This window comes from Caballeronia sp. HLA56 (genome assembly GCF_054655155.1).
This window is the reverse complement of record NZ_BAAHOB010000005.1, coordinates 1,432,860-1,452,278: the sequence shown is the minus strand read 5'-3', so window position 1 is coordinate 1,452,278 and position 19,419 is coordinate 1,432,860. Positions and strand designations below refer to the sequence as shown.

Sequence of the window (19,419 nt, the reverse complement as noted above, 5' to 3'; positions counted from 1 at the left end):
AGACTTAAGGCTATTCCGAGTAATTTTTGATTATACGGGATTCGCGGTGCCGAACCGGCGCGCGCCAGGCGTCTGCAACGGATAAAGCGCCCTCGCGCGCCCGTCCGTTCTATGCGACAGTCGCGTGGTCAGAAACCAAATCCGAGACGAGAGACACGACGCATGGGAGCACTCAGCCATATCCGCGTACTCGACCTGACCCGCGTGCTCGCGGGACCGTGGTGCGCGCAGACGCTCGCCGACCTGGGCGCGGAGGTCATCAAGATCGAGCGGCCCGAAACCGGCGACGACACCCGTCACTGGGGCCCGCCCTATCTCAAGAAGCCCGATGGCGAAGACACGCGCGAGGCCGCCTACTATCTTGCGGCGAATCGCAACAAGCGCTCGGTGACGGTCGATATCGCGAGCGACGAAGGTCAGCGGATCGTGCGCGCGCTGGCCGCTCGAAGCGATGTCGTGCTGGAGAACTACAAGGTCGGTCAGTTGAAGAAGTACGGGCTCGACTATGAATCGCTGAAAGAAGTGAAGCCGGATATCGTCTATTGCTCGATAACAGGCTTCGGGCAGACCGGGCCATATGCGGAGCGCGCGGGCTACGATTTCATCATTCAGGGCATTGGCGGCTTCATGAGCATCACCGGCGAGCGCGACGGACAACCCGGCGGCGGTCCGCAAAAGGCAGGCGTCGCCATCGCCGACCTCATGACCGGCATGTACGCGACAGTCGGCGTGCTGGCGGCGCTCTCGCACCGGGATCGCACGGGCGAAGGGCAATATATCGACATGGCGCTGCTCGACGTGCAGGTCGCCATGCTCGCCAACATGAACACCAACTATCTCGCGAGCGGCAAGCCGCCGGTGCGCTGGGGCAACGCGCATCCGAACATCGTGCCGTACCAGACGTTTCAGACGAGCGATGGCTGGATCATCGTCGCGGTCGGCAACGACGGGCAGTTTCGCAAATTCGTCGAGGCAGGCGCATGCGCGCATCTCGCCGACGATCCGCGCTTCGCGAAGAACCCGTCACGCGTGCGCAATCGCGACGTGCTCGTGCCGCTTCTCGCCGACATGGTCGCCACGCGCGGCAAGCACGAATGGCTCGCCGCGCTGGAAGCGGCGGGCGTGCCGTGCGGCCCGATCAACGATCTCGGCGAAGTGTTCGACGACCCGCAAGTGCTGGCGCGCGGGATGCGTATCGATCTGCCGCATCCGGAAGGCGGCGACGTGAAGCTCGTGGCAAGCCCCATCAAAATGAGCGCGACGCCGCCCGAAGCACGCACGCATCCGCCGATGCTCGGCGAACACACCACGAGCGTGCTCAAGGACGTGCTCGGTTACGACGATGCGCGCATTACGCAGTTGCGAAAGGGCAAGGTGATTTGAGCGCGATACGCCGGTATCAACGCGTTCCCGCGCCGATCAGCCCGCCCGCCGCCGCCCCGGCGATGGTCCCGAGCGGCCCGCCCGTGAGCACGTAGCCGAGCGCCCCGCCCGCGCCCGCGCCGATGGCCGCGTGAGCCTGCTGACGCGACACGCCCGCGCAGGCTGTGAGGCTCGTCACGAGCGCGGCCACCGCCGCGAGCTTGATGATCTTGTTCATGGTCGAATACCCTGTGTTCTCGTTGTGTTGTCGTTGTGATGTCTTGTAGTCGCACCGCTTGCCGGCTTGCAACCCGACCGGCGAGCCGATCATAAAAGCCCGCGCGCCCCGCCCACAACGCGATTTACCTTCCGTTACCCTCGTTACGGTGACCGAATAAGTGCTTCACAGGTGTAACGCGGGAGCCGGAATATGCAGGCCGATCCGCAGCGCATGGAAAGGCGGCATCGGCGAAACCCGCGAGCGCCTGCCCGCGCGGGTTGCGTAAGGTAGAATCATCCCGATATACCTAGCATTCGAACGCGTTCCGAGCCGCGAGGAACGTTTCCCGAACCGATCACACGCGAGCGCATCCGTTGGCACTTCTTTTCGCATGAACACCGATCGCAACGACGCCCCGGCGCCATCCAATTTCATTCGCAACATCATCGAAGACGACAACCGTTCAGGTAAGTGGTCGCAGCGTGTCGAGACCCGCTTCCCACCCGAGCCGAACGGTTATCTGCATATCGGTCACGCGAAAAGCATCTGCGTGAACTTCGGGCTGGCCGCGGATTACGGCGGCGTATGCCATCTGCGTTTCGACGACACGAACCCCGAGAAGGAAAGCGTCGAGTACGTGGATTCGATCATCGACGCGGTCGAGTGGCTAGGCTTCGAGTGGAACAAGGACGGCCGCGAACACAAATACTTCGCGAGCGACTACTACGACAAGCTGTACGAATGCGCCGAGCTGCTCATCAAGAAAGGCCAGGCCTACGTCGATAGCCAGACCGCCGAGGAAATGCGCGCCACGCGCGGCTCGGCAACCGAAGCGGGCATCAACTCGCCGTATCGCGACCGCACGCCCGATGAAAACCTCGACCTCTTCCGCCGCATGAAGGCGGGCGAGTTCAAGGAAGGCGAGCACGTGCTGCGCGCGAAGATCGACATGGCGGCGCCGAACTTCAACATGCGCGATCCGGTCATCTACCGCATCCGCTTCGCGCACCATTACCGCACGGGCGACAAGTGGTGCATCTATCCGATGTACGACTACGCGCATTGCGTATCGGACGCGCTCGAAAACATCACGCACTCGCTGTGCACGCTGGAGTTCGAGGATCACCGGCCACTCTACGACTGGTTCCTGGCGCAACTCGCCGACGATGGCGTGTTCGCGCGTCCCCTGCCGCAGCAGATCGAATTCTCGCGCCTGAACCTGACGTATGCCATCACGAGCAAGCGCAAGCTCCTGCAACTCGTGCAGGAGAATCACGTGGACGGCTGGGACGACCCGCGCATGCCGACCATCGTGGGCGTGCGCCGCCGTGGCTTCACGCCGGAAAGCATCCGCTTGATGGTGGAACGCGTGGGCGTGACCAAGGTCGATTCGTGGATCGACATGAGCGTGCTCGAAGGCGCGCTGCGTGACGATCTCGACGAGAAAGCCCCGCGCGCAATCGCGGTGCTCGATCCGCTCAAGCTCATCATCGACAATTATCCGGAAGGACAAATCGAGGAATGCAGCGCGCCCGTGCATCCGCATCATGCTGAACGCGGCACGCGCAAATTTCCGTTCTCGCGCGAATTGTGGATAGAACGCGAAGACTTTCAGGAATCGCCGCAGAAGGGCTACTTCCGCCTTTTCCCCGGCAACAAGGTGCGGCTCAAGTACGGCTTCGTGGTGGAGTGCACGGGCGCGGACAAGGACGAGAACGGCAAGGTGATCGCCGTGCATTGCAACTACTTCCCGGACAGCAAGTCGGGCACGGACGGCGCGAACGCGTACAAGGTCAAGGGCACGATCCACTGGGTCAGCGCCGCGACGGCCTACGCGGCCGAAGTGCGGATCTACGACCGCCTGTTCAAGGAGCCGCAACCGGGCGCGGGTGGCGCGGAATTTCTGGATGCGTTGAATCCGGATTCGAAGCGCATCGTCAATGCGTTTTTGGAACCCAGCGCGCGCGAAGCCAACGCCGAAGACCGCTTCCAGTTCGAGCGCCACGGCTATTTCGTCGCGGACCGTCTGGATTCGCAACCAGGCAAGCCGGTGTTCAACCGTATCGTCAGCTTGCGCGATAGCTGGGGCAAGCCTGCCTGAGCGTCGCAGTTTTAGTTGCAGAGTAACGGGCGCCGCACGCAAGAGGCGGCGTCCGGTCCCGCATCCGCGGTGCGAACAAGACAAACAGAGGGCCAGCAACACGCGCTTCCAGCGAGGACATCCATGAAGCAGTACTCAAGCGCGCCGCGAGCGGGCGCGTTCCGGGTCATTGTCGGAAACGTTTGCATCGCGACGTCCGCCGCGCTGTCTTTCTGCTCTCCGGCATGGGCCGCCACGGCGAAAGAGCTCGCTTCCGCGCAGGCCGCCGTCGATCAGCTTCCGCCTTCGGCCACGCTGCGCAAGATCGCCGAGAACGGCGCGATCGTCCTGGGCGCGCGTGAATCGTCGGTGCCGTTCTCTTATCTGAACAAGCAGCAGCCGGTCGGCTACTCCTACGACATCGCGCTCAAAGTCGTCGATGAAGTGAAGCGCCGGCTCAACATGCCGAATCTCACGGTGAAGAACGTGGTCGTGACCTCGTCGAACCGCATCTCCTACGTGGTGAACAATCAGGTCGATCTGGAATGCGGCAGCACCGCGCATCTGGCCGAGCGCGATCCGCTGGTCGCGTTTTCCAACAGTTTCTTTTTGTACGGCATTCGCATGGTCGTGAAGCGCAAATCGGGCATTCGCGATTACGACGATCTCGCGGGCAAGACCGTCTCCACCACGGCGGGCACGTCGGACGAACGGCTGCTGCGGGAGATGAGCATCGAGCGCAAGCTGAATCTGCGTATCATCAGTGCGCGCGATCATGCCGAGGCATTTCAGGCGCTCAAGAGCGACCGCGCAGTCGCCTTCGTGATGGACGACCCGCTGCTCTACGGCAAGATCGCGCAGGAAGGCGCGGCGCGCCGCGACTACATGGTGACGGGCGAATCGCTTTCCAATGAATCGTACGGCTGCATGATGCGCAAGGGCGATCCCGAGTTCAAACGCATCGTCGACGATGTGATCGCCGGCATGCAGCGCTCGGGCGAAGCGAAGAAGCTCTACGACACCTGGTTCATGCAGCCCATTCCGCCGGACGGCATCAATCTGCAGTTTCCGTTATCGGCGGACATGAAAGCGCTGTTCGCCAATCCGACCGACCATCTTGCCGAATGAATTCAGAGTGTGTCGTGCAGTTCGGCCAATGACAGCGTGGTTTGAAAGAGCTTCGCGAGGCTGCGGCTCGCGAAGCTGTCCACGTCGGCGGGACTGACCCAGCGATAGCCGTCCATCTCGGGAATCATGGTGCCGTCGCTGTAGCGCGGAAAATACGATTCGCACACGCAGTCTTCGAGCTTCACTTCGTCGTCGCTCACGCGCACGGCGAAAAGATGCAAGTCCTTGTCGCGACGATACACAAAGCGTCCGAGGTCTTTGAGACGCGCGGCCGGCAGCACGATGCCCGTTTCCTCGCGCAACTCGCGCAAGGCCGCGTCGATAGGCGCCTCGCCGGGATCGCCCTGTCCTTTCGGCACGTCCCAATGCGTGGTTTCGGTCGCGTGGCACAGGAGCACGTCGCCCCGCGGGTTGAGGATCACCACGCCGCACGATACGGTACGGGCGGTCATCGCGCGACGGCTCCGTTCAACATGCAAACCCGCACGTCATTGCTTCTTGAGTTGCCACTTGCCGCTCGCCTGCTTGCAGGCAGACGGCGTCCAGGTCTGCGTCTGCCCCTTCGCAATGGCCACGATCTCGACCTTGCGGCACTTGAGACCGGCGTCTTCGAAGGTCTCGCGCGGCGTGATGGTGCCGTGGACCGGCACGGTATTGCCCGCGTCCTTGTTGTCCCAGTCGAGCGATTCGCCGTCTTTCTTGGTTTCGAGCGCGGTCTGCGCGGCGCGGTTGAGCGCCTGCAAGTCGCGCTGCTTCATGTAGGTGATGGGCGTGTTGTTCAGAAAACCCAGATTGGCCGCAAACGCCGAAGCGCTCGCGGCGACGAGCACGGTGGCCGTCAATGTCCGGATGCAGGCGCGCGCCAGCGGTCGATATTCGATCGGCATAGATTCTCCTCGTTGCAATGCGTTCGATACGGCGCCGTAGACGAGGCGCGTATGACGAGCGGCGGCAAAACCGCGCGCTCGGGCCTTTGAGGGCCGCAACGAGGATAGCATGACACAAGGCGAACGGCCGCCTTGCAGGCTATATCGCGGGCTTTAGTTCGATGCCGCCTTCATGTCCTGGATCGCCGTGCCCTTTTGCGAATTCTTGTCGGTGGCGGGATCGTAGCCGTCGGTGAGCGTGCCGAGGAAGGCGACCACGTCCTTGATCTCGGCTTCGTCGAGTGCGGGCTTGTCGCCGCGCTTTCGATCGAACGGCGCCTCGGTATTCACGTTCTCCCAGTACTTGCGCGGCAGATCGTCGAACTTTTGCACCGCGCCCTTCTTGGAGACCGGATAGAACTTCTCCGGGTTCGTATCGCGCTCGACATAGAAGCGCACGACTTCATCGAGCGAATGATAGATGCCGTTGTGGAAGAAGGTCTTGCGCGTCGCCACGTTGCGCAGCGACGGCGTGCGAAAGAGTCCGCAGAACTCGTCGCGGCCCTTCAGATCGGTGCGCTCGGGTCCGCATGCGCCCAGATCGTGAAAGTTCGGATTCTCGTTGATCGGCAATGCGCGATTGCGCGGCACGCCGATGGCGATCAGGCCGAAGTCGCTGAACTGCGGCGGTGTGCCGTCCTTCGCGCGCTGGCTGATATGACACGCCGCGCAATTGCCCTTGCTCTCGTCGTTGAAGAGCTGCAGGCCGTGCATCTCGGCGTCGTTGAGCTTTGCGCGGCCGGCAAGGAATGCGTCGAACTTGCTCGTGTAGGGGAAGAACTTCTGCGGCGTCTGCTCGAACGCTTCCAGCGAACTCAGCACGGAGGCGAACAGACGGTCGTCGCTATCGAATACGCTCGCACCGAACGCGCGGCGGACATCGTCCGCATAAGGCGCCGCCCGGACCGCAGCCGCGACCTTGGCGGGCGTGCTGCCCATCTCGAACGACGACAGCAGCGGAATGCGCGCCTGGTCCGCGCCATGGTCCACGCGGCCGTCCCACGTCAGCCCGCCGGTCGGGCCGGCATCGACACTTTCGTCGCCTTCGTCGTCGGAATCGTGGAAGTGCTCGGCGAATTGCGGCACGGACTGCAAGTACTTGAGCGACGGCACCGCCCGAAAGCCAGGCCGATGCATATCGCTGCCGCCCAGCTGCACGGAGAACGCGTTAGGCGGACCGAAAGCATGACTCGGACTATGACAGGACGCACACGCGAGCTTGCCGGAGCCTGACAGCGACGGGTCCATGAAGAGCTTCTCGCCGACCGTCTGCATTGCCTTCACTTGCGCGAAAACCTCCGCGCGCGACTGCCCTTTCGATGGCGCGGCTTGTGCCGGAGCCGTTGCCAGATCGGCTGCGTGGGAATCGCATCCGCTCAACGCGACGGATGAGGCGGCCAGCAACAGGGAACATAAAACGAACGGCAGACGCATCGAAGGCATGGATTGCGGACGCATGAAATTGAAAGATGCCGCAGGGTATGACGCTCATGTGTCTCTCATGTGACAAGCGCCGACGCCGTCATACGGAGGGCAACGCATGATGGTTATTTCAACAACCTTACGCATTCGAAAGCGTTATTACATGTTCGCGTAATTGATCGTGGTCACACTTCGCACGCCGGCACTAAAAGGCACTTGAAGGCGTTTGCCGAAGTCGCCTGCATTCGGCGCCGGCTCCCCAACACAAGAGAGACCTCGATGAACAAGAAACTCGTTTGCGCAGTGCCGCTCGCATCGGCGCTGGCAATCGGCTTATACGCATGCGGCGGCGACGACCACCACGACAACGACATCTCGTCGGTGAAAAACGTCGTGGTCATCTACGCGGAAAACCGCAGCTTCGATAACCTCTACGGCAGCTTCCCCGGCGCGAACGGCTTGCAGAGCGTGACGGCGGCAAGCGCGCAGCAGCTCGACCGCGACGGCAGCGTGCTGCCGACCCTGCCGAAGATCTGGACGGGTCTGACGGCAACGGGCGTGACGCCTGCCGTCACCGAGGCGATGACGGCGAATCTGCCGAACGCGCCTTTCGCCATCGACGATCCGGCGGGCTTCAACACGCCGCTCTCGCTCACGACGCGCGACCTGTACCACCGCTTCTATGAAAACCAGATGCAGATCGACGGCGGCAAGAACGACAAGTTCGCCGCATGGGCGGATTCGGGCGGCATGGTGATGGGTCACTACAGCACGCCGCCGCAAAAGCTGCCGCTGTGGAAAGTCGCGCAGCAATACACGCTCGCCGACAACTTCTTCATGGGCGCGTTCGGCGGTTCGTTCCTGAATCACCAGTGGCTGGTTTGCGCGTGTACGCCGGTTTATCCGAACGCCGACAAGAGCGTGGCGAAGGCGTCGATCTCGGCGGTGAACGCGGATGGCGTGTCGCTCACGCTGGCGTCGAACTCGCCGGCTTCGGCGCTTACGGGCATTCCGAAGTTCGTCAATTCGGGCAACCTGACGCCCGACTTCTACGCGATCAACACGATGCAGCCGCCATATCAGCCGAGCGGCAACACGCCGCCGACGGGTGGCGATCCGACGCTTGCCGACCCGAACGCCGCGACGACGCTGCCGCCGCAGACGCAGCAGCATATCGGCGACCTGCTGAACAACGCGGGCATCAGCTGGGCATGGTATGGCGGTTCGTGGGGCGCGGCGCTGGCGAGCCGTTCGGTGATCGGCGGCTCGGTGAATTCGGTGCCGAACTTCCAGACGCACCATCAGCCGTTCAACTACTTCGCCGATCTCGCGCCGGGTTCGACCAACCGCGCGCAGCATTTGCTCGACGGCGGCACGAACGGAACGGAGTTCATCAAGGCGATCGACGCGGGCACCTTGCCGCAAGTCTCGTTCTACAAACCGCAGGGCAACCTGAACGAGCACGCGGGTTATACGGACGTGGCCTCGGGCGATCAACACATCGCCGACCTGATCACGCATCTGCAGAACAGTCCGCAGTGGAAGAACATGGTCGTGGTCGTGACGTTCGACGAAAACGGCGGCTTCTGGGATCACGTCGCGCCGCCGAAGGGCGACCGCTGGGGTCCGGGCACGCGCATTCCGGCGCTCATCGTCTCGCCGTATGCGAAGAAGGGTTTCGTCGATCACACGCAGTACGACACGACGTCGATCCTGCGCTTCATCACGAAGCGTTTCTCGCTGCCGACGTTGCCGGGTCTGGCTTCGCGCGATGCCGCGTTGAAGGCGAACGGCGCGCCCGCAATGGGCGACCTGACGAACGCGATGAACTTCTCGCAGTGATAAGTCTCCGAGCTTGACCGACGGGCCGCCTCTTGCGGCCCGTTTTTCATGCGCCCGCGAAAAGCGACGCCAGATCGCTGCTGCGCTGGCCGCCCGCCTCGGTCAGCACGCGCGCCTCGAGTTCATCGATATGCTCGCGCATGACGGCAAGCGCGGTGTGCAGATCGCCGGCTTCGAGCGCATCGACGAGACGCCCGTGTTCGTCGGATGCGCAATTCGACACCTTCGACGGATCGAACAACGCTTTATACAGCTCCGTCCTGGCGACGAGCCGCGCGAGAAACGCCTCGACTTCCGGCGTGCCCGCAAGCTGCGCAAGCAGCAGATGGAACTGTCCCGCGAGCCGCACGCATTCTTCCACGACGCCGGTTTTGAGCGCGCGCTGCTCGCTCTTCACATGCGCACGCAACGCACGCTTTTGCGGCGTCTTGAGCGCGCCGCACAGGCTCGCCACGATGCCCGCCTCCACCACTTGCCGCGCGCGATAGACCTCGCGAATATCATCGACGGAAGGTGACGGCACGAACGCGCCGCGATTGACTTCGAGCGTGAGCTTGCCTTCCGCGCCAAGCCGCGCGAGCGCCTTGCGAACGGCGCCGCGCGTGCAGTCGAACGCCGCCGCGAGTTCGCGCTCGACGAGTTGCGCGCCCGGCGCGAGCTTGCCCTGCAAGAGCGCGGAAGCGACCGCGCCGTAGACGCGCTCTTCCGGTGAAATGTCCTTTTGCGATGCCATGAATGCGTGCGGTGCTTGTTGTTGATCCGCATTGTAGCGAGTGCCCGGCAAATACGGGTTATCAGCGATGCCGCGATTTTGGTTGACCAATATTTGCTAAGATGGTCAACCAAACAGGAGGCTCTCGGGTATGGAACCGGCAATCTGGATTATCGGCGCACGGCCGTTCGGCGGCGATTCCGTGGACGTCTGCGTGCGCGCGCGCACCATTGACTCCATCGCGCCGCATGGCGAAAAGACGCCTGCCGCGCGGGATACGGTCGTCGACGGCGCGGGCATGTTGCTGCTGCCTGGCTTCGTCGAAGGCCACACGCATCTCGACAAGACCACGTGGGGCATGCCGTGGTATCGCAATGCGGTGGGGCCGCGTCTTGTCGATCGCATCGAGAACGAGCGGCGCTGGCGCGCCGAAAGCGGTCACGATGCGGCCGAAGCGTCGCGCGCGCTCGCGCTGGCATTTCTGCGTCAGGGCACGACGCGCATTCGCACCCACGTCGATATCGATACCGACGCCGGCCTGCGTCATCTGGAAGGGGTCGCCGCCACGCGCGCCGCGCTCGCCGATGTGCTCGACATGCAGATCGTCGCGTTCCCGCAATCCGGCGTGACGACGCGCGCGGGCACGCGCGAGCTGCTCGATACCGCATTGCGAAGCGGCGCGGACGTGCTCGGCGCGCTCGACCCGGCAGCCATCGACGGCGATCCCGCTCTCTCGCTCGACATCACCTTCGCGCTCGCCACGAAGCACGACAAGCCGATCGACATTCACCTGCACGAACCCGGCGATCTCGGCGCCTTCACCTTCGATCTGCTGCTCGATCGCGTAAAGGCGCTTGGCTTCGAGGGGCGCGTCGTGGTGAGTCACGCGTTTTGTCTGGGCCAGTTGCCCGATGCGCGGCGCCACGCGTTGCTCGAACGCATCGCGCGCCTGAATGTGGCGCTGCTCACCACGGCGCCCGCCTCCGTGGCCGTTCCGCCGTTTCGCGAGGCGCGTGCGGCGGGCGTGACGCTCTTCGGCGGCAACGACGGCATCCGCGATACATGGACGCCCTTCGGCTCGCCCGACATGCTCGAACGCGCGATGCTCATCGCGATGCGTTTCGACCTGCGCCGCGACGACGATCTCGCCGCGGCCTTCGCATGCGTATCGAGCGAAGCGGCACGCGGTTGCGGCTTCGCGGATTATGGCCTTGCCGCGGGCATGCGCGCGGACCTCGTGCTCGTCGATGCCGAAACGGTCGCGCAGGCCGTCGCCATGCGCCCCGCTCGCCGCTTCGTGATGTCGAACGGCACGATCATTCCCGCGGACTTCACGCGATGAAAGCACGCGCATCGAACCTTGTATGGCTGGCGGTGATTGTCGCAATCGGTTTGAATCTGCGGCCGCTGCTCACGTCGATCAGTCCGCTGATGAACGTGATCCTGCCCGCCACCGGCTTGTCGTTTCGTGGCGCTTCACTGCTCACCGGCCTGCCCGTGGTCGCCATGGGCGTCTGCGCATTCGGGGCGAGCGCGCTGACCCGGGCTATCGGCAATGCGCGTGGCGTGGCTATCGGGCTCGTGGCGATCGTCGCGGCGTGCGCGGCGCGTGTTTTCGCGGGCGAAGCGGCGGCGTTGATCGCAAGCGCGGCGGTCGCGGGCACGGGCGTCGCGGTCATTCAGGCGCTTCTGCCCGGTGTCATGAAAACGCGCTTCGCCGCGCGCCTGCCCTTTGCGATGGGCCTCTACTCCGCATCGATCATGGCGGGCGGCGGACTCGGCGCGAGCATCACGCCCAACGTGGCCGCGCTCGCAAGCTGGCAAACAGGTCTCGCTGTCTGGGCGATACCCGCGCTCATCGCGCTCGCGTTGTGGCTGCTTCTGATGCGCGCGGATGCCTTGCCTCGTCCCGTCGTCACACGCGATACGACTTCTAAGCCTTCGCTCTTTTCGAATCGTCGCGCGTGGGCGCTCGGCGTGTTTTTCGGGCTCGTCAACGGCGGCTATACGAGTCTTGTCGCGTGGTTGCCCGCGTACTATCAACAACTCGGTCAGGGCGTCCGCGAAAGCGGCACGCTGCTCGCGTTGCTCACGGTGTTTCAGGCGTCGTCCGCGCTGCTCTTGCCGATGGCGGCCGCTCGCTTCGGACGCGCTCGCGACCGGCGCGCGTGGATCGCAGCCGGCCTTGCCGCTCAACTCGCGGGATTCGGATTGCTGCTGTACGCGCCGCTCGCGTTGCCCGTTATGGTCGTGGCGTTGCTCGGCGCGGGACTCGGCGGCGTGTTTTCGCTCACGCTCGTATTGACGCTCGATCACGCCGACGACCCCGAACTCGCCGCGCGTCTCGTCGCGTTCGTGCAGGGCGTGGGTTTCGTGATCGCGGCGGCAGCGCCGGTGATTGCCGGCATCGTGCGCGACGCAAGCGGCGGCTTCGCGATGTCGTGGGCCATGCTCGCGGCGAGCCTCATCGCGATGATCGCGCTCAATGCCGTGTTCGGCCCGCGGAGCTATGCGCGCGCGATGCAGCGTCAGCGTGCGGACTTCAACGCACCGCGTGGCACGCGAAGTATTCGTCGAGCAGATCCGTCATCTGCCACACGGGGCACGGGCGGCGGCAATGCCCGTCGTAGCCCGCTTCCTTGAGACGCCCGAGCGGCTCTTCGGGAAGAAAGCTGCTCATCGCGATGATCAGGCGGCCCGCGTCGTCGTCCTGACGGCGCACTTCGCGCACGAGTGCATAGTTGGCGCAGCCGCCGATGCGCGTATCGAAGAAGACCAAATGCGGCCGCCACTCCTCGACGATGCCCTTGAGCGATGTCGCATCGATGGCAAGCTGCGTCGGAAATCCTTTCAGCTCGAACAACGACACGAGCGATATGCCGAGCGCCCGCTCCGCGTACGCGACGAGCACGCGCCGCGCATCCGGCCGCACCCGCAGCTTCTTGCGATTCCAAAGCGAGCACTGAGCTGGACTGGTTTCGTATGCTCGATTATTCACGTCATCCTCTGGCGACACAGGTTTGCCAGCCGCACACGCGGTGCATCCAATGCGCCATGCTGGGGCGCAAATGCATCCTAGGTGTGCAGCGCAAGTGTTGTACGAACCGGTTAATCCAGCCAAAGCCAGCCAATTTCAGCCGGAGCCTTGGCCCGTGGGGCGTTCGTCGGCGCGGTGAAGCAACGTGAGAAAACATAGGGCAGGAAGCGGGCCAGAACGAATGCCGACCCCGCGCGCAAAACCGCTGAAATGTCTGACTAATTCGCGCTAATCGGGCGAAAAAGCACATATCGCTTTTTCTTGACGTGCTCTCGAAACCAGCCTATAACCATCCATATGGATGGTCAACGGATGGAAGAAACGAAACTCATGGCGAGGCAAATCTTGGATGCCGCACGTTCCAAAGGCGGCGAAACGGAAAAAATCACGATCAATCTCGGCCCGGTGGATCTCGGCCAAATCGATCTGCTCGTGGAAGAAGGTTTCTATTCGAACCGCACGGATCTGATCCGTACGGCTATCCGCAATCAGCTCTCGGTGCATGCCGTGGTCGTCAAGGAAACGGCGACGCGGCGCGCCCTCGTGCTGGGACTTCAATACTTCTCGAAGCAGGATCTGGAAGCGGTGCGCGCGGCCAATGAAAGGCTGAAGATTCAGGTACTGGGTCTTGCCAGCATTGCCGCCGACGTCTCCCCGGAACTTGCCCTTGCCACCATCGAATCGATACTGGTTCGCGGTGCGCTGCACGCATCGCCGGCTGTGAAAGCGGCGCTTGCAGATCGAATCCGCTGACCTGCCGATGCAGGCCGGAAACGACTACGGAAACCATGATGAAACTGAACGAAGGATTTCTCGACTCCATGAAAGAGGCGTTCGAACGCTTTCGCAATAGCGACAGCAGCGGCGCCGTCGAGGTCGTCAAGCGCGCGATGCGCGGCGCCACGCACGCAACGCACGCGTCTGACACATCGGATGCTTTCGTCAAAGCACCGCCGCAACCAGCGCCCGCCTCTGCACCGGACGCCGAAGATCGCGGACACTTCAGCACGCGGCGCTTCACGGGCGCGGCCGGTCAGCGCGACTACAAACTCTATGTGCCGGCCGGTTATCGCGATGAGCCGTTGCCGCTCATCGTCATGCTGCACGGCTGTACGCAAAACGCCGACGACTTCGCGGCCGGTACGCAAATGAACGCGCTTGCCGACGCGCACGACTGCATCGTCGTCTATCCAGTTCAGCCGCAAAGCGCGAATCCGTCGAAGTGCTGGAACTGGTTCAAGTCGTCGGATCAGCAACGCGACGGCGGCGAACCGTCGATCATCGCGGGAATCACGCGTGAAGTCATGGCGAGTCATCGCGTGGACCCGAAACGCGTCTACGTCGCGGGCTTGTCCGCCGGCGGCGCAATGGCGGCGATCATGGCGCAGCGCTATCCGGATCTCTATGCAGCGGCGGGCGTGCACTCCGGCCTTCCCGTGGGTGCCGCGCACGATCTGCCGTCCGCGCTCGCAGCAATGCGCGGCGGTCAGGGCAACGCCGCGAACCAGCGCGCGGGAGGCGAAGCGCAGTGCTCGTTGATCGTCTTTCACGGCGATGCCGACGCCACGGTGAATTACGCCAACGCCCGCAAGCTCGTCGACGACTTCACCGCAAGCGGTTCCGACCGCGAGATGCACGACGGCATTTCCGGCGCACGCAAATACACGGTCCAGCGCTTGAAGTCGGCCAACGGGAAAATCGCGGAGTTATGGACCATTCACGGCGCGCCGCACGCATGGTCAGGCGGCAGCACGCGCGGAACCTACACCGATCCGGCCGGACCTGACGCTAGCGCCGAGATGCTGCGTTTCTTCCTCGCGCATCCGAGGAGTTGATCGCCGCGCAACGGTTCGGGCGGCGCAGTCCGCGCGGTTCGGATTCGGGTCTTTGCCGCGACGAGAATCATGACGTCACTGGCGGGGCTTGAACCAATCGCTTTGCCTCGACACATGTCCTTGACGTTTCAGAGGTCGAGAAACGAGCGCAGCTTGTCGGCGCGGCGGGGATGCATCAGCTTGCGTATGGCCTGGCTTTCTATCTGGCGAACGCGCTCGCGCGATACGCCCAGATGCGAGCCCAGTTCGCCCAGCGTGAATTCGGATACCGTGTCTATTCCAAAGCGCATGCGCAGCACACGCGCCTCGCGTGGCGAAAGCGCGTTGAGCGCGTCGTCGATGGCGGCGCGCATGTCCGCGTGCACGGCGGCATCGAGCGGCGATTGCGCGTTCGTGTCCTCGATCATGTCGCCGAGCGTGGCGTCGGCGTCATCGCTTGCAGGCGTTTCCAGCGAGATGAGATGCAGCGCGATCTTCTGGATACCGCTGATTCTCTCCTTCGGCAACTCCATGCGTTCGGCGAGCACCGCAGGCTGCGCGGGCCGTCCGGTCTGCTGCATGATCTCGCGTGAAATGCGATTGAGCCTGTTGATGGTCTCTACCATATGCACCGGAACGCGAATGGTGCGCGCCTGATCCGCGAGCGCGCGCGTGACCGACTGCCGAACCCACCACGTCGCATATGTCGAAAACTTCCAGCCTCGCCGATATTTGAACTTGTCGACGGCTTTCATCAGACCGATATTGCCTTCCTGAATGAGGTCTAGAAAGTGCACGCCCCGGTTCACGTATTTCTTGGCAATCGAGATGACGAGGCGCAGATTGGCCTCGATCATCTCGGCCTTCGCGCGTCTCATGCGCGACTCGGCCGCGAGCATCTGACGGCTGGTTTGCTTGAGCCTTTGCAACGGCATCGCGGCGCTCGCTTCAAGCTCGATCAGCTTGTGCTGCTCGGTTTGGATGGCCGGAAGACTGCGGTAGAGCGACGCGCCGTACTCATGCGAGTTCGCTGCCGCAGCCGTATTGGCGGTCCACTCGAGATCGGTTTCATGACCGGGAAACGACGCCACGAATTGCTCGCGCGGCATGCCGCAATAATCGATCGCAATGGACGAAATGCGCCGCTCGACCATGCGAACTTGCGCGACTCGCTGCTGCATGTCGGCACAAAGACGATCCACGGTCCGATTGGTAAAACGAATGCGCGCGAGTTCGGTGCGGATGCTCGTATCTGCAAGCGGGCTTTGGATTGCATCGACAGTCATGCGGTCGAAGGATTCTTCGACACGTGCAAAGATGGCCAGGCTGTCGCTCGTGAGCCGACTCAGCCTCTCCTGCTCGGCGCGATCGGAGTCTTCGAGACTGGTTTCTTCGTCGGCATCGCTCGGTGCGTTGGACTCACTGGACTCATTGGGCGCATTGGGCGCATTGGGCGCCTGCGCGAACGGCATTGCGTCCACATCGTCCTTGTCGTCGATGCCATCGACGAATTCATCGATCGACAGCGTACCCGCCTCGACCTGCGCCGCGCTGGCAAGAATCAGCGAGATGGTCGCGGGGCACGCTGCAATTGCCTGGATCATCTCGTGAAGACTGTCTTCGATACGCCGCGCAATCTCGATCTCCGCCGCGCGCGTCAGCAATTGCTTCGCGCCCATCTCGCGCATATACATGCGCACGGGATCGGTCGTGCGGCCGAACTCGGAATCCACCGTCGACAAGGCGACTTCGACATCCTCGTCGGAGTGGTCCTCGAGCATGGCGACGGCGGTCGCGTCGTTCAGAAGCAGGGTTTCGGTGTCGGGTGCCTGTTCAAAGACCGCGACGCCCATGTCGTTGAAGGTTCGAGCAATGGCTTCGCGCGCGGCTTTCTGCGCGAAGTCGCCGGGAAGATGGTCGTTGATCTGCGCATGCGTGACGAAGCCCTGGTCCTTGCCCATCTGGATGAGCGCGCGTATTTCACGCTGCCGCGTGTCGTCTTGTGCGGCTTCGGCGTAGGCATCCGCCGAAACGACGGCAAGCGCCGGCTTGCCCTTGCGCACGCGTGAGGCACGCGCTTTCTGCATCGTCCTGATGGGATTTTCAGGCAGGTCTTTCGTCGCGTCTTCCTGATTGAAACTGGCCATTCTTTCTCCGCTGCAAGCATGCTTGGCGATGTGAGACGTTAGCCAGAGGCACGAAGGCCTGCGCAGACGGAATCACGGGGTTTCGATAGACCCGATGCGGACACTAGCCGAAGCGAGCGTCGAGCCAGTCTTGCGCCCACTTTTTAGCGAAGGCGACTGCATCGTCACGCGAGTCGAAGCCGGCGAGATCGCCGCTCGACAGGACATCGGATTCGCTGCCGTCCGCGTTGGTGGTGATGATTCGCGCATGCGCCATATATTCTCCGTCGGCCCTGCGCGGTGTCGGGTCGATGCGAAAGCGGGCTCGCGTAATCTCCATGGCGTCTCCTGGTTGATTGCCGTGAGGCGCCCTGGCATCACAGCTCTTAGCTAAAGCAAATTCAGGCTTGCGGAAAAATCATGCAGGCGCGACGTCTCCCGATCTGCTCGATCGATCATTCAGTCGAAGAACGTTCTGTCTTGCGGACATTGATCGATCATCTGTTCCGCATAAGCAGTCGATGCGCGGCGTGCGTCACCCGCGCTTTGAAAAGGCTCGTCCATGCTAAGCCTAAAAACACGACTGCGCGCCACGCCAGTCTCGACTTGCGGTTCCTGGATGCGCACGGCGGCGTCGAATCCCTCGTCGTAGTTATGACCATGACCGGAATCTGCGGGCCTATGCGAGAAAACGAGCGGATAAATTTCAAGGCCGCGATATAGGCGGAATTCAACTGTCATGGGATGACCTCGCGCCGCCGTGGGCGGCATATCAATGATGGAGCGTGGAGCAATATCGGCGCTGTTCGCGATGTCGGCGACGTCTATGCAACTGACCGCAACGACTGACCGCATTGCACGGTCTCCGATAATAGGCCGATCCCGTCAGGGCCCACCGTGAGAGCAACGTATGCGGTTTTCACACAAAGTCGCGACTCAATCGGCCAAGCCCATCCTACGCGCTTTAGTGATTTTGTACAGCGAAAGTTTCAGTACCGGCCTCAATGATCTTATCTGTCTATCATCGCGCGACCTGCATCGCGCACCCCGCCAAAAAGCGCGCGAACTCACCCGACCGAAAGCGCGTCATGTTCCGCATCTTCCGGTGTCGCGGCTTCGATATACATATGGCGCTGACGTCGTTTGCGAAAGACTTGTATGACGTGAGTTTGCGGATCAAGCACAGCGGCAACTCGAGTATGCCCGGGCAGTGCGGCAGCGATCACGCGCGGCTCGTCTTGTCTCATCGCCGAAAGCGCGGGACAAGCCGCTATCGACTTTTTGCCCCGGCCAATAGCCGCGAAGCAGCCGCCCGAAATGTCTTGACCCTGCCGAATTGACTGCGTATCGTCGGCTGGACACGCTTCGAAGTTATCTTTTGCCCGCGCGCCTTTGCAGCTTTCTGCCCTCCCCTTGAATGCGCTTCTCTTTCTCGGCTTGAACGGTCGACACGATAATCGGGGAGTACTGATGAATATCGACGGGTATTTCGACTTGTCCCGAGTTCACATCGCTGATGCGTGGCGCCGATGTTTTCTTCACGCTTGCTTGCAAACGCGCGGCAAGAAACGCAAAGCGCCATTCGATCACATCACGCCGTCCCGACTCTGATGAATACCGACTCCATCGAACTCTATGTAAGCCCGAACGGCGATAAATGGCTGTTGCATACCGGCGCGGACAAAATGCCCGTGGTTCGACATGTGCCGAATGCCGCATCGGGAGGACGCGTATCCGAGTTATCGCTGGATGCGTTTTTGTCTTCGGGTGAAGCCGCGCCGCAGCGTGACGCTTTGCTTGAACTCGTCGGGAGAATGATTCCGCGCGAGCAACCCGATACGCCCGCCACGTTCAAGCCCGCGGCCGAAGCGCTGCTCCTTACTGCGGCCCGGGTACGCACGTTCGTGCAAGAGCGTCATCTAACGAATGCGAGTGGCTTTTTCTTTGCTCGCGATCAGCGCCTGTTTCTCGTCACGAGCCGTCACGTCGTCACCGATAAACCGAGCCAGCATTTTCCCGATCGTATCGAGATCGAACTGCACACAGACCGCGACAACCTCGGTGCATCGACGTGGTTCAACCTGCCGCTGTATGCACAGAGAGTGAGTCTCTGGCGCGATGGGTCGGACGACGGCGGCGCGATCGACGTCGCCGTGCTGGAAATTCGTCGCGACCGGTTGCCCGTAACGGCGGTGTTCGAGGCGTTCGGGCCGGAGCATCTTCCCTCGCCCGAAGATGTCATGCCAACGGGCGCGTCCGTGCTGATCGTCGGCTTCCCGCTTGGTTTTCACGACTCGCTGCATCATTTGCCGGTGGTGCGGCAAGGCATTATCGCGTCGGCATTCGGCCTGCGCTTTCAGGGCAAGGGATGCTTCATCACGGATGCACGCACGCATCGCGGAACGAGCGGCGCGCCTGTGGTCATGAGCAATCCGTCGATGGCGAACACAAGCACGGGCGCGAGCTTGCCGTGGGTGTTGCTCGGCATTCATTCATCGACCATCGACATGGGAACAAGAGATGTCCACGCCGATGAAAGCCTCGGTCTCAACAGCGCGTGGTACTCGGACATTCTGATGGCACTGACGAGCGATCATCCGCGCGTGGCGAAGGAACCAGCCGAAAGGACATGACTCGATTCGGATCGCCAAGTAATCATTCCGCTCGCAGCGGATGACGAAATTCACGCTTGGCGAGTGCGACGAACACAGCGAATGGTCGTCGAAAATACGGCGGGACGATTTGCGAAA

19 protein-coding genes are annotated in these 19,419 nt (G+C 62.5%); 10 read left to right on the top strand and 9 right to left on the bottom strand.

Features of this window, described 5'->3' with window-relative positions:
- Window positions 1–162: 162 nt before the first annotated feature.
- Entirely contained in the window at window positions 163–1,383 is a 1,221-nt protein-coding gene (locus tag ACYQ47_RS26390; RefSeq protein WP_459907680.1) for a CaiB/BaiF CoA transferase family protein, read from the top strand.
- A 16-nt stretch (window positions 1,384–1,399) separates the two neighbouring features.
- Here ACYQ47_RS26390 and ACYQ47_RS26385 read toward each other — a convergent pair whose 3' ends face one another.
- A complete protein-coding gene (locus tag ACYQ47_RS26385) occupies window positions 1,400–1,600 on the bottom strand; it encodes an ornithine carbamoyltransferase (RefSeq protein ID WP_244825697.1) in 201 nt (66 codons plus the stop codon).
- A 373-nt stretch (window positions 1,601–1,973) separates the two neighbouring features.
- On the opposite strand from ACYQ47_RS26385, the gene ACYQ47_RS26380 reads away from it, so the two are divergent.
- Both ACYQ47_RS26380 and ACYQ47_RS26375 read left to right on the top strand, forming a co-directional pair.
- Window positions 1,974–3,683 (top strand): glutamine--tRNA ligase/YqeY domain fusion protein, encoded by a 1,710-nt coding sequence (locus tag ACYQ47_RS26380; protein WP_459907677.1) that lies wholly within the window; start codon window positions 1,974–1,976, stop codon window positions 3,681–3,683.
- Between the two features lie 123 nt (window positions 3,684–3,806).
- On the top strand, window positions 3,807–4,790 hold the full coding sequence (locus tag ACYQ47_RS26375) for a transporter substrate-binding domain-containing protein (RefSeq protein ID WP_244825699.1): 984 nt from the start codon (window positions 3,807–3,809) through the stop codon (window positions 4,788–4,790).
- A 2-nt stretch (window positions 4,791–4,792) separates the two neighbouring features.
- On the opposite strand, the gene ACYQ47_RS26370 is transcribed toward ACYQ47_RS26375, so the two are convergent.
- The 3 genes from ACYQ47_RS26370 to ACYQ47_RS26360 form a co-directional block, all read right to left on the bottom strand.
- On the bottom strand, window positions 4,793–5,242 hold the full coding sequence (locus ACYQ47_RS26370; RefSeq protein WP_250465229.1) for an NUDIX hydrolase: 450 nt from the start codon (window positions 5,240–5,242) through the stop codon (window positions 4,793–4,795).
- A gap of 36 nt (window positions 5,243–5,278) precedes the next feature.
- Window positions 5,279–5,677 (bottom strand): RT0821/Lpp0805 family surface protein, encoded by a 399-nt coding sequence (locus tag ACYQ47_RS26365; protein WP_244825701.1) that lies wholly within the window; start codon window positions 5,675–5,677, stop codon window positions 5,279–5,281.
- A gap of 153 nt (window positions 5,678–5,830) precedes the next feature.
- On the bottom strand, window positions 5,831–7,174 hold the full coding sequence (locus ACYQ47_RS26360) for a cytochrome-c peroxidase (protein WP_459907674.1): 1,344 nt from the start codon (window positions 7,172–7,174) through the stop codon (window positions 5,831–5,833).
- A 243-nt stretch (window positions 7,175–7,417) separates the two neighbouring features.
- Here ACYQ47_RS26360 and ACYQ47_RS26355 point away from each other — a divergent pair, with 243 nt between their 5' ends.
- Complete coding sequence (locus ACYQ47_RS26355; protein ID WP_459907672.1) at window positions 7,418–8,980, top strand: acid phosphatase; 1,563 nt, start codon at window positions 7,418–7,420, stop codon at window positions 8,978–8,980.
- A 46-nt stretch (window positions 8,981–9,026) separates the two neighbouring features.
- Here ACYQ47_RS26355 and ACYQ47_RS26350 read toward each other — a convergent pair whose 3' ends face one another.
- Complete coding sequence (locus ACYQ47_RS26350) at window positions 9,027–9,713, bottom strand: GntR family transcriptional regulator (RefSeq protein WP_250492607.1); 687 nt, start codon at window positions 9,711–9,713, stop codon at window positions 9,027–9,029.
- Between the two features lie 130 nt (window positions 9,714–9,843).
- On the opposite strand from ACYQ47_RS26350, the gene ACYQ47_RS26345 reads away from it, so the two are divergent.
- A complete protein-coding gene (locus tag ACYQ47_RS26345; protein WP_459907670.1) occupies window positions 9,844–11,034 on the top strand; it encodes an amidohydrolase family protein in 1,191 nt (396 codons plus the stop codon).
- Window positions 11,031–12,335 carry a cyanate transporter gene (locus ACYQ47_RS26340; protein ID WP_459907668.1) on the top strand — a complete coding sequence of 435 codons (1,305 nt, stop codon included), beginning with the start codon at window positions 11,031–11,033 and terminating at the stop codon, window positions 12,333–12,335. The genes ACYQ47_RS26345 and ACYQ47_RS26340 overlap by 4 nt, the downstream gene beginning before the upstream one ends.
- Here the strand turns inward: ACYQ47_RS26340 and ACYQ47_RS26335 are convergent.
- Window positions 12,235–12,690 carry a response regulator gene (locus ACYQ47_RS26335; protein WP_459907666.1) on the bottom strand — a complete coding sequence of 152 codons (456 nt, stop codon included), beginning with the start codon at window positions 12,688–12,690 and terminating at the stop codon, window positions 12,235–12,237. The two genes, ACYQ47_RS26340 and ACYQ47_RS26335, sit on opposite strands and share 101 nt — an antisense overlap.
- A 369-nt stretch (window positions 12,691–13,059) precedes the next feature.
- Between ACYQ47_RS26335 and ACYQ47_RS26330 the strand changes: the two genes are divergently transcribed.
- A complete protein-coding gene (locus ACYQ47_RS26330; RefSeq protein ID WP_244828079.1) occupies window positions 13,060–13,482 on the top strand; it encodes a CopG family transcriptional regulator in 423 nt (140 codons plus the stop codon).
- A 38-nt stretch (window positions 13,483–13,520) separates the two neighbouring features.
- Window positions 13,521–14,564 carry an extracellular catalytic domain type 1 short-chain-length polyhydroxyalkanoate depolymerase gene (locus ACYQ47_RS26325; RefSeq protein ID WP_459909321.1) on the top strand — a complete coding sequence of 348 codons (1,044 nt, stop codon included), beginning with the start codon at window positions 13,521–13,523 and terminating at the stop codon, window positions 14,562–14,564.
- Between the two features lie 128 nt (window positions 14,565–14,692).
- Here ACYQ47_RS26325 and rpoD read toward each other — a convergent pair whose 3' ends face one another.
- The 3 genes from rpoD to ACYQ47_RS26310 form a co-directional block, all read right to left on the bottom strand.
- Window positions 14,693–16,690, bottom strand: a complete 1,998-nt coding sequence (rpoD, locus tag ACYQ47_RS26320; protein WP_459907663.1) for an RNA polymerase sigma factor RpoD — start codon at window positions 16,688–16,690, stop codon at window positions 14,693–14,695.
- Window positions 16,691–16,793: 103 nt separating this feature from the next.
- Window positions 16,794–17,009 carry a hypothetical protein gene (locus ACYQ47_RS26315; protein ID WP_244825715.1) on the bottom strand — a complete coding sequence of 72 codons (216 nt, stop codon included), beginning with the start codon at window positions 17,007–17,009 and terminating at the stop codon, window positions 16,794–16,796.
- 119 nt (window positions 17,010–17,128) lie between these two features.
- A complete protein-coding gene (locus tag ACYQ47_RS26310) occupies window positions 17,129–17,410 on the bottom strand; it encodes a hypothetical protein (RefSeq protein WP_244825717.1) in 282 nt (93 codons plus the stop codon).
- Between the two features lie 347 nt (window positions 17,411–17,757).
- On the opposite strand from ACYQ47_RS26310, the gene ACYQ47_RS26305 reads away from it, so the two are divergent.
- Both ACYQ47_RS26305 and ACYQ47_RS26300 read left to right on the top strand, forming a co-directional pair.
- Window positions 17,758–18,009, top strand: coding sequence for a hypothetical protein (locus ACYQ47_RS26305; protein WP_310396305.1), 252 nt, complete (start codon window positions 17,758–17,760; stop codon window positions 18,007–18,009).
- Window positions 18,010–18,279: 270 nt separating this feature from the next.
- On the top strand, window positions 18,280–19,302 hold the full coding sequence (locus ACYQ47_RS26300; protein WP_459907660.1) for a S1 family peptidase: 1,023 nt from the start codon (window positions 18,280–18,282) through the stop codon (window positions 19,300–19,302).
- The last annotated feature ends 117 nt before the right edge of the window (window positions 19,303–19,419 follow it).